At 38.7% G+C, this 9042-nt stretch carries 9 protein-coding genes; 3 read left to right on the top strand and 6 right to left on the bottom strand.

What is annotated here, in order from left to right:
- Nucleotides 1-364: 364 nt before the first annotated feature.
- Together H540_RS31515 and H540_RS0120500 are read right to left on the bottom strand one after the other, a co-directional pair.
- On the bottom strand, nt 365-1120 hold the full coding sequence (locus tag H540_RS31515; protein ID WP_051317218.1) for a hypothetical protein: 756 nt from the start codon (nt 1118-1120) through the stop codon (nt 365-367).
- 36 nt (nt 1121-1156) lie between these two features.
- Nucleotides 1157-2638 carry an FTR1 family iron permease gene (locus H540_RS0120500; protein ID WP_028402185.1) on the bottom strand — a complete coding sequence of 494 codons (1482 nt, stop codon included), beginning with the start codon at nt 2636-2638 and terminating at the stop codon, nt 1157-1159.
- Nucleotides 2639-3056: 418 nt separating this feature from the next.
- Between H540_RS0120500 and H540_RS0120495 the strand changes: the two genes are divergently transcribed.
- Nucleotides 3057-3647: an NAD(P)H-dependent oxidoreductase gene (locus H540_RS0120495; RefSeq protein ID WP_028402184.1), complete on the top strand. Its 591-nt coding sequence runs from the start codon at nt 3057-3059 to the stop codon at nt 3645-3647.
- A gap of 133 nt (nt 3648-3780) precedes the next feature.
- Here H540_RS0120495 and H540_RS0120490 read toward each other — a convergent pair whose 3' ends face one another.
- The 4 genes from H540_RS0120490 to H540_RS0120475 form a co-directional block, all read right to left on the bottom strand.
- A complete protein-coding gene (locus H540_RS0120490; protein WP_028402183.1) occupies nt 3781-4752 on the bottom strand; it encodes an aldo/keto reductase in 972 nt (323 codons plus the stop codon).
- A gap of 70 nt (nt 4753-4822) precedes the next feature.
- Entirely contained in the window at nt 4823-5749 is a 927-nt protein-coding gene (locus H540_RS0120485) for an aldo/keto reductase (protein WP_028402182.1), read from the bottom strand.
- Between the two features lie 25 nt (nt 5750-5774).
- Entirely contained in the window at nt 5775-5936 is a 162-nt protein-coding gene (locus H540_RS32430) for an SDR family NAD(P)-dependent oxidoreductase (protein ID WP_081415221.1), read from the bottom strand.
- Nucleotides 5937-6050: 114 nt separating this feature from the next.
- Entirely contained in the window at nt 6051-6299 is a 249-nt protein-coding gene (locus H540_RS0120475) for a substrate-binding domain-containing protein (RefSeq protein ID WP_028402181.1), read from the bottom strand.
- A gap of 253 nt (nt 6300-6552) precedes the next feature.
- Between H540_RS0120475 and H540_RS0120470 the strand changes: the two genes are divergently transcribed.
- Nucleotides 6553-7062 carry a DoxX family protein gene (locus tag H540_RS0120470; RefSeq protein WP_028402180.1) on the top strand — a complete coding sequence of 170 codons (510 nt, stop codon included), beginning with the start codon at nt 6553-6555 and terminating at the stop codon, nt 7060-7062.
- A gap of 600 nt (nt 7063-7662) precedes the next feature.
- Nucleotides 7663-8565, top strand: a complete 903-nt coding sequence (locus tag H540_RS0120465) for a cation diffusion facilitator family transporter (RefSeq protein ID WP_028402179.1) — start codon at nt 7663-7665, stop codon at nt 8563-8565.
- Nucleotides 8566-9042 lie beyond the last annotated feature (477 nt).

Below are 9042 nucleotides of genomic sequence, written 5' to 3'. Positions count from 1 at the left end.
CACATCTGCTTTTTGTTTCAGAATATAATAACGGAAATTTTCATCATTGATGTTTTTATAAGCAGACATTAGGGTTGAATGGCGGTTATATTGGTACAGTTAGCCAGGATATACCCAAAATTATTAGTATGGGTATTTAGCTTTTAGTTTATACAATCCATCACTAAAAAATCCCCCTTACAACTCGTTACTCTAAGTATAAAAAATCAAACCTTAAAGTTTTCAAGTTCATTTTGAGGCTAAAAAACTTGAAACTTTCAAATGAAAGCTTCAAGCTTCTGTTCCTGAGAATAGAGGCAGGTCTCTTAACCTGCCTCTATTTTATTAACTGTCTCATTTTTCATTACTTTTTTCTATTCTGGTTTTAGTTTGCCTTTTGTTCTAGAGCATGTAATGTTTGTATTAACTCATCATTTAATTTTCCAAGTGTTTGTTTATCAAGAGGACTTACTTGAGAACCTGCTACTTCTGGATTCAGAGATTTTTCAAGCTGCTCATAGAGATCTGGGTATCCCGGCTTTACTCCATCCTCAAAAGTCTTCCAAATTTCCTCCAATTTTGGTCCTATCTCTTTTATCTTCGCTTCATCACCTGCATTGATCGCCTGTTTTAGCTCGCCCGTCGTTGTAAGTAGCTTTGAAACGCCAGCTTTGACTTGATCAACAGGAATGAGCTTCTGCGATAATTGATATAAAACGTCGATCAACTGATTATTCAGTTTCGAGAGCGTCTCTTTATCAATAGTGCTTGCCTTCGATCCTGCCACGATCGGGTCAAGGTATTTTTCAACTTGTGCGTATTGGTCAGGGTATTGTGATTTCACACCATCTTCAAACGTTTTCCAACTCTCTTCGAGCTTTGGACCATTCTCTTTAATTTTTGATTCATCGTTGGCATCAATGCCTTTCTTTAGCTGTTTGGCATCATGGAGCAATGCTGAAACCCCGTCTTTCACATTCGTTGTAGTAGGTTTCTCTTTTGATGAAGACTGACTGTTTGATTGATCTTCAGTCTTAGAAGTAGTTGAAGCACTAGATGCAGAATGGTTGGCCGAACTACATCCAGCTAAGGCTAATGTACCAGTCATAGCTAATGCAGCAATGGTGTTTACAAGTTTCATAGAATACATTCCTCCTAATATTTGAACTATAATGTTTTAGTTTTGTATTGTTTTCTGAATCTGTTGTCTTTGTTTTGTGATTCGGTTCCACATCAAAGTTCCCAAAGCAAGCAAGAGCAACGCGATTTGCGGTATGGCACTCTGCCAGGATGGATAGAACCCTAAGAAATCGATACTTGGCAAGTTCTGAGATGTTGTAGACGGTAAAGAACCTGCGAGCTGAAAGCTATGAATACCCAGCCCTGTAAATTTGAAGCATAGATAGAAAACAATCAAGCTTGATACCAAGAAAAACGGTCGCATAGGCAATTTAACACCGATAACCAGCATAAGATACGCAATAACCGCCAAGATGCCCAGACCAATTAAAATACCAATTATCAACTGTTGAAAGCTAATCTGATTCACCATACCAATAACGAAAAGTACAGTCTCTGTTCCCTCTCGAAAGACGGCTAAGAACGAAAGCACACCAAGAGAGATGATCCGCCCCGTATCCAACGCTGATTGACTTTTGTTATGAATATATTGATTCCATTCTGCGATATTCGACTTACTATGTAACCAATAGCTCATGTAAAGAAGCATCGCGGCAGCCACAATACCTGTCCAACCAGAGATCAGGAAATTATTCTGACCGAAAGCCCCAGATGTGAAAACGAATTTTACAATGACCGCTAAAATAGCACTCAGAACTAAGCCGGCTGAAACCCCGCTCCAAATCCAAACTTTTCCCTTTCCTTCATTAGACTTTTTAACAAAGGCTAATAATGCGCCTACAACCAACAGTGCTTCCAGTCCTTCACGGATCGGTATCATTGCGGCATCCCAAATGGTATAACTGCTTTTGCTGGCAAGCGGCGTCAAGTACCCGATCATCTTGTCAAGTAACTCGGCAGCCCCCTTATAATTACCATCAGAAATCATCGCATTCACCGTGACCATATCTCGCTCTGAATTGTTATATAATGTGGCGGATTGTGCCACCACAGTTCCTTCGATGCTGAGCCAAGACTCTCGAACCTTAGTAATATCCGAAAGAGACGACTGCTGATCAGTGTTTTGAACTTTTTCTTTTGTCTTTTGCAACATCACAATGAAATCAGAAAGCGTTATATTTTGCTTCTTAAACCCATCACCCTTCGTATACTGACCGCGAATGAATTTATCATTGACACTTTGAAGCCCCTGCAATGCCTTGATAACATCTTGTTGTTTGTTCTGAATGAAAGCATATTGTACTTGACCCATATTGGACTCAACATCACTATATGCCTGACCAGAGTCCGACTTCACAGAGCTCTCAATTTCAAGCCAAGTATCATTAAATTTCTGGTAGGTTTTCTGTGCTTCGGCTAGATTTCCTTGCTTCGCAATCGTTAATGCTTGATCGACGTATTGCTCCACTTTACTCATATTTTCTGTTCCCTGACTGGCAGCCCAACTGGTAAGCGGTTTCATCCAGGCTAGTAATAATAGAAGGATGAAAAAAGTGGAATAGCTAATTCGCCTAAACATATCATCAGCTCCATAATCCTTTTGATTAAATTTGTTGATAACAATTATCATTATTATCGTAACTGATTGTTATTATCATTTATGACTGTTATTCTGTCAATTGAATAATATTACTATCTTTTATGAAAATATAATAGATTAGGTCGCAAAACCATAATAAACATCTAATATTATGCAGAAAACGCATTATCTGAACATGAAAATGGAACCTTTGTACGCAAGGCTCTTTCCTATCTGCTCTTCTCCGCAGCCTCTGGCTTGAGAAACTCTTCATCGCATTGAATACGTCTGCTTTCTGCTTCAAAATATAATAACGGAAATTTTCATCGTTGATGTTTTTATAAGCAAAATAGAATTTTTGAGTTAGTAATTGGGGATTATATAGTTGATATTTATACTTTTAAGCATAGGAGGAAATATGAAATCCCTTATTATTTATGCGCATCCCAATACAAAGAGTTTTAACGCGGCTATTAAAGAAACACTCGTTAATGAATTAACCATACTCGGCCATGAAGTTCGAGTCAGAGACTTATATGAGATGGATTTTAATCCGATTTTACATGCGGATGATTTTACACAATTTTTTCAAAATCAGATTCCGGAAGATATTAAAAATGAACAAAATCATATTGAATGGGCTGATACTCTATTTTTTGTTTATCCTACCTGGTGGATCAATATGCCAGCTATGTTAAAAGGGTACATTGACAGGGTTTTTTCAAATGGTTTTGCTTTTCGTTATACTGAACAAGGAGCAGAAGGATTACTAAAAGGGAAAAAAGCGATCGTTATCCAAACAACGGGTACACCTGAACATATTCTTTCTGCTAGCAACCTCATTTCTCCAATGGAGATAGCAATGGACATAGGCACTCTTGCTTTTTGCGGAATCGATACTATTGAGCATCGCTTTTTCACAGGTGTACCCGTAATTTCGAATGAAGAACGCCAAAGTATGTTAGAAGAACTAAAACATCTTGTCAAAAATCGTTTTCCTGCAAGTTAAAAATTAAAAAATCGTAAAAGTACTAACTTAATGTTACTGCTTCAGCTTGTAGACAGAGGCCTAAAAATGGACCTTTTTCTACAAGCTGAAGCCAATTGAAAAGTAGCTTTTCATTTTGTTCCTTTTGAGAACCTCAAGCCTTATAGAAATTCCGAATCCAGCGATGGGCTCTAAGCTGCTCCAATTGTTCTTTCAGTAGTCCCTTTCCATCCCCTACTTGGCAATTCAATTCGGCATGACGAACCGAACGCATACCAGGAATAACAGCGGAAACTGCTGGATGACTTAGAATAAAGCGAAGTGCTGTTTCCGACATCTGCTCTGAAGAGATATTCAGGTCAGCAATAATCTTTTGTACACGTTCAAAAACTTCCTGTTTCCGATCTCCTCTGAAATAATTATTCCGAAAATCCCCCTCCGGAAATATAGTGTCAGGTGTAATCCTTCCTGTCAATCCACCTTCATCTAACGGCACCCGGACGATGACACCCACGTTGTGTTTTTGACATGCAGGAAAGAGGGCGTCTTCTGGACTCTGCTCAAAAATGTTATAAATGACCTGAACAGTATCCACAACCCCGGTTTCGATCAGCTTAATCGCGTTTTCTGGTTGATAATCATTAATGGAAACACCAAAGGAACGAATTTTCCCTTCCCGTTTGAGCTTGTCGATTGCTTCCAGCCAATCTCCCTGGTCTACCCATTCATCTGACCAAACATGAAACTGCTGAACATCGATGGTTTCCAAACCAAGATTACGCAGACTTTCTTCCGTGCATGCAATCACATGCTCCGCAGGGAACGTTTCCTCTACTGGTACACCCACTTGAGCTGGCCATTGCTTATTTTTTGGAGGAATTTTAGTGGCGACATAGATGTTTTCAGACCGCTCCCTTACCACCTGACCTATCAGTTTCTCGCTATGACCATTTCCGTAACCTAAAGCAGTATCAATAAAATTCAAACCAAGGTCAACCGCCTTATGCAACGCCTGTAATGATTCATCGTCACTTGCACCAATCCAGCTGCTTTGACCGATACCCCAGGCTCCATAACCAATTTCAGAAACTTTAAATCCCGTTTTCCCAAGTGTTCTATAATTCATGTAAATTCTCCCTTTCGTTTTTTAAACTCCACCATGGCAGTCCAGCATACGGATAGTAATAGAGGGAATTTCATTCATAAACTTTAGATTTCCATGCTTGAGGATGAGAATGATTCACAAGTTCTAGATCTGCCGCTTTAGCACTCGACTCTAATTGTTCTACGTTTCTATAACCAGGAATTACACACGTAACAGCAGGATTTTGAAGGCACCAGGCTAGCGCCCACTGCGCCATATTCACTCCCTCAGGCAATTCCTTACGTTGAATTTCCTCAACCAGCTTCAACTGTTCCTGATTTTTGACACTATGCCAATCGTTTTGTCCAAATACGGTACCTGGGTTATATTTGCCACTCAAAAATCCGTTAGCTAAAGGTTCCCGGGCCAATACGCCCAAGTCCTGCCTCTGACATGAAGGCAACACTTTGCCTTCGGGCTTTCGATCCACTCGATTGTACACAACCTGGACCGCCTCCGCATGTACCTTTGTAGCAGCATCCGTTTGGTATATATTATCATTGCTGCCGATAGAAATACCAAGATGACAAATATTTCCAGCCTGTATTTGCTTGTTCAGGGCTGTCCACAAATCATCGTTATCAAAAACTTCATCGCTTCCAGAATGAAATTGATAAATATCAATATAGTCAGTACGAAGTGCTTTCAACGAATCATCTAGCTGCTTTAAAACTTCTTCAGCTGACCAATGATCGGTACGGTTTAGATGACCATGGAAGCGGTGACCAAATTTTGTTGCTACAATCCAATCTTCTCGATTATTCTGTTGAAGATACGTTCCAATCAAAGCTTCAGATAGATGATCACCGTAACATTCTGCCGTATCAATCAGATTAATCCCTAATTCTTTTGCTCTGCCTAAAATTTGGTTTACCTCTTGCTGAGAAAAATCTTTCCCCCATTCTCCACCAAATTGCCAGGTTCCCACCCCAATTACTGAAACTTTAAGTTCTGTCTTTCCAAGTCGACGGTATTTCATATGTTCTGCTCCCTCCCATATGTATTTAACAATATTGCTCCATTATTGTGGATTGGTTGCCCAAATCTTCCATAGTTCTAGCCACTAATCCTACATGCCCCTCTTCTTTCGCTAAAGCAGTAGCGATTGCTCTACCTATTCCCTTTCCTGCCCCCGTAACGATCGCTCTTTTCCCCTTAAGGCTCATGTAACCATCCCCCTATTATTCTTATAATTGTCCTTTCCTCCGATTAGTTGTTTGCTTCATGGAGTTGCAGGTTGCGGGATCGATCCCGCAACCCTTAAAAAAAATCTGATTTACTCATGTTGATTCTCGAATACACAGATTTGCTTCTAACACAGTTCTCTTATCTTCCAATACATTCCCCTCTAAACATGACATCAGAAGCTCCATTGACTTTATTCCAATTTGAAAAATCGGTTGATCAATCGTTGTTAAATTAGGTTGAACCACCCTGGAGATTTGAACATTGTCAAATCCAACTACTGATACGTCTTGCGGGACCCGTAACCCTCGTTCTTGCACAGCTTGAATGACACCCACGGCCATATGTAATACATATAACCTTATTCACCACGATAACTTATCCAAGTTTGATAGATTAATTACAATCAGTTTAAGGTTTTTGCATCAGAACCAGTGATGTTATATCAACTAGGAATGTATAAACTGTTCATCTTTCTTTTGCATACCTATAAGAAGTTTTTTACAAGATATTAATATAATCGATATTGAAAATCATTACCAATTATACTATTATATCCCTTAGAGATAGAAATCATTAATTCCTAGGGGGAAAGGTATGTTTATCAATGTTCTAAGACAAAACAAAAATGTCTCTATACTTTTGGCTGTGTTGCGTGTATATCTCGGATATACGTGGATTATGGCTGGTTGGGGCAAAATAACAAGTGGAAAGTTTGATGCCTCTGGTTTCCTAAAGGGTGCTCTGGCACAAGCAACTGGAGAACATCCTGCTGTTCAAGGATGGTGGGTTGCATTTCTGAAAAGCGCAGTTATTCCTAACGTAGAATTATTCAATGTTTTAGTAACTTGGGGAGAATTACTCGTCGGAATCGGATTATTGATTGGTTGTTTCACGAAAACGACAGTCTTTTTCGGCATGATGATGAATTTCTCTTATATGTTCAGCGGTTCGACAAGCACAAATCCACAACTTGTTTTATTATCTATATTTATTCTCGTTTCTGCTATGAATGCAGGGCGATATGGAGTAGACGGTATAATTATGCCAACACTTAAAGAGAAACTATTTGTCAATAAAACAAAAAAAGTTAAAGATGTTGCTTAATCTTCAGTACATATACATTAAAAGCTAAGACCACTCGCTAATGCAAGTGGTCTTTTTCGCATAAAATGACGCAGGTTACATAATCAGTGTTATCGAGAGCCTATGTATCGAACATTCTATAAAAAAGCTCGTCACCTTGCTCCGACGAGCTTTCTTGTTCCGCTGCTCCTGATTATCGGTAAAAGTATTTTATTATAATAAAAGTAAGAACATTACATAACACGTACTATTTTTAGTTTAAAGTTTTACTTCGTCCAACAAATAAAGGATAACGAAACAAAATGAACATTAACCTACATATATACTTTGATACAAAAATGTTTGTGTAGACCCACTCGCTTTTTGTTTGGTAAGGTATGAAAGGAGCAAAAATGCACTTACGTCTCCCATATTTATGTGCATTTTATATGCCTTTATATATGAGTATAAAAGGAGTGAATATGCATTTTGGTTCGGAGGCTACTCTTTATATTTTTTATCATGCTATTTGTTTTGATTGGTTACAGTGTGATACATAATAACAATACTGATATGAAGATTGAACAAGTCCATTAACTTTTTTTGACAAAAATGAATTGATAATGAAAAGGAGGTGTATATATGAATCGTGCGCATGCAGCATCCATATTAGCTGCTTGGATTAGTGTGATCAGTAATATATTTTTGACTGTTATAAAGATTGTCATTGGCATACTCTTCCGTAGTCAAGTATTAGTGGCAGACGGCGTTCACAATGCTGCAGATGTAGTGGCTTCCATAGCCTCCTTAGGCTCTATGAAAATTTCAAATCAACCAGCTGATAACGATCACCCTTATGGTCACGGGAAAGCAGAAGTCATTTCTTCCGGAGTAGTAGCTATTATTTTAGCTTTTGCAGCTTTATTTATGGCATATGAATCGATTAAATCCTTATTTCATCCAGCAACTGAACCGCATATGATTGCTTTTATAGCGGCTCTTGTTTCTTTAATATGGAAACAAGTTTTATATGTATATACAGTGCGTATTGGTCGACAAGCGAATAGTAAAGGGTTACTAGCAACGGCTTATGATCATCTGGCCGATGTATATGCTTCCATTGCAGCTGTAGTCGGAATTGGTATTGCTTTACTCAATCGTGTATATCCTATTCCATACGCTGCTTATGGGGATTCATTAGCTGGAATTGTCGTTTCTATTTTTGTCTTAAAGCTTGCCCTTCATATGGGAAAAGAATCTGTAGATATTTTAATGGAAGGTAGCCTTCCTACAGAAAAATGTACACGGTATGAAGAACTCATTCAAACACACCCCTATATAAAACGGATTGATAGACTTCGCGCTCGAGAGCACGGTCACTATGTGTTAATCGATGCTAGGGTAAGTGTTCCTGCATACCTAAGTATTCAACAAGGGCATGATATCTGTAGAGAAATAAAAACGATGATTATGATCCAAGATCCAGAGGTACAGGAGGTTCTTATCCATCTTAATCCATGGTATGAGGGAGAAAATCACGATTAAAAGAAAATTCAATTATAGAATGATTTAACGAATGGGCTACCTTTTCCAGGCAGCCTGATTTTATTAATGATGTATATGTTATTCATGTGAGGTTTACATAACATGTCATTATCGGAAGCTCCTTTATATCAGAAGACCCGATGCGGCAAGGATTCTGTATCTTGCTGTCTTTGTATATGATATACAGAATCCTATACAGGCTTGATAAGACAGGATTCTTCCGCTGCCTTCCCCACCTATTCGGATTACAGCGTTACATGAAATCATGTATATTCCTTACTTATCTAATAGCACCCATCTTTGCGAAAAGAGCCTAAGTAAAAAAGCCCTGCATACACACTCCCATTGTACGCAAGGCTCTTTCCTATCTGCTCTTCTCCGCAGCCTCCTGCTTGAAGAAACTCTTCATCGCATTGAACACATCTGCTTTTTGTTTCAGAATATAATAACGGAAATTTTCATCATTGATGTTTTTAT

This window comes from Ectobacillus panaciterrae DSM 19096 (genome assembly GCF_000430785.1).
Classification (GTDB): domain Bacteria; phylum Bacillota; class Bacilli; order Bacillales; family Bacillaceae_G; genus Ectobacillus; species Ectobacillus panaciterrae.
This window is presented reverse-complemented; position numbering and strand designations above follow the sequence as displayed.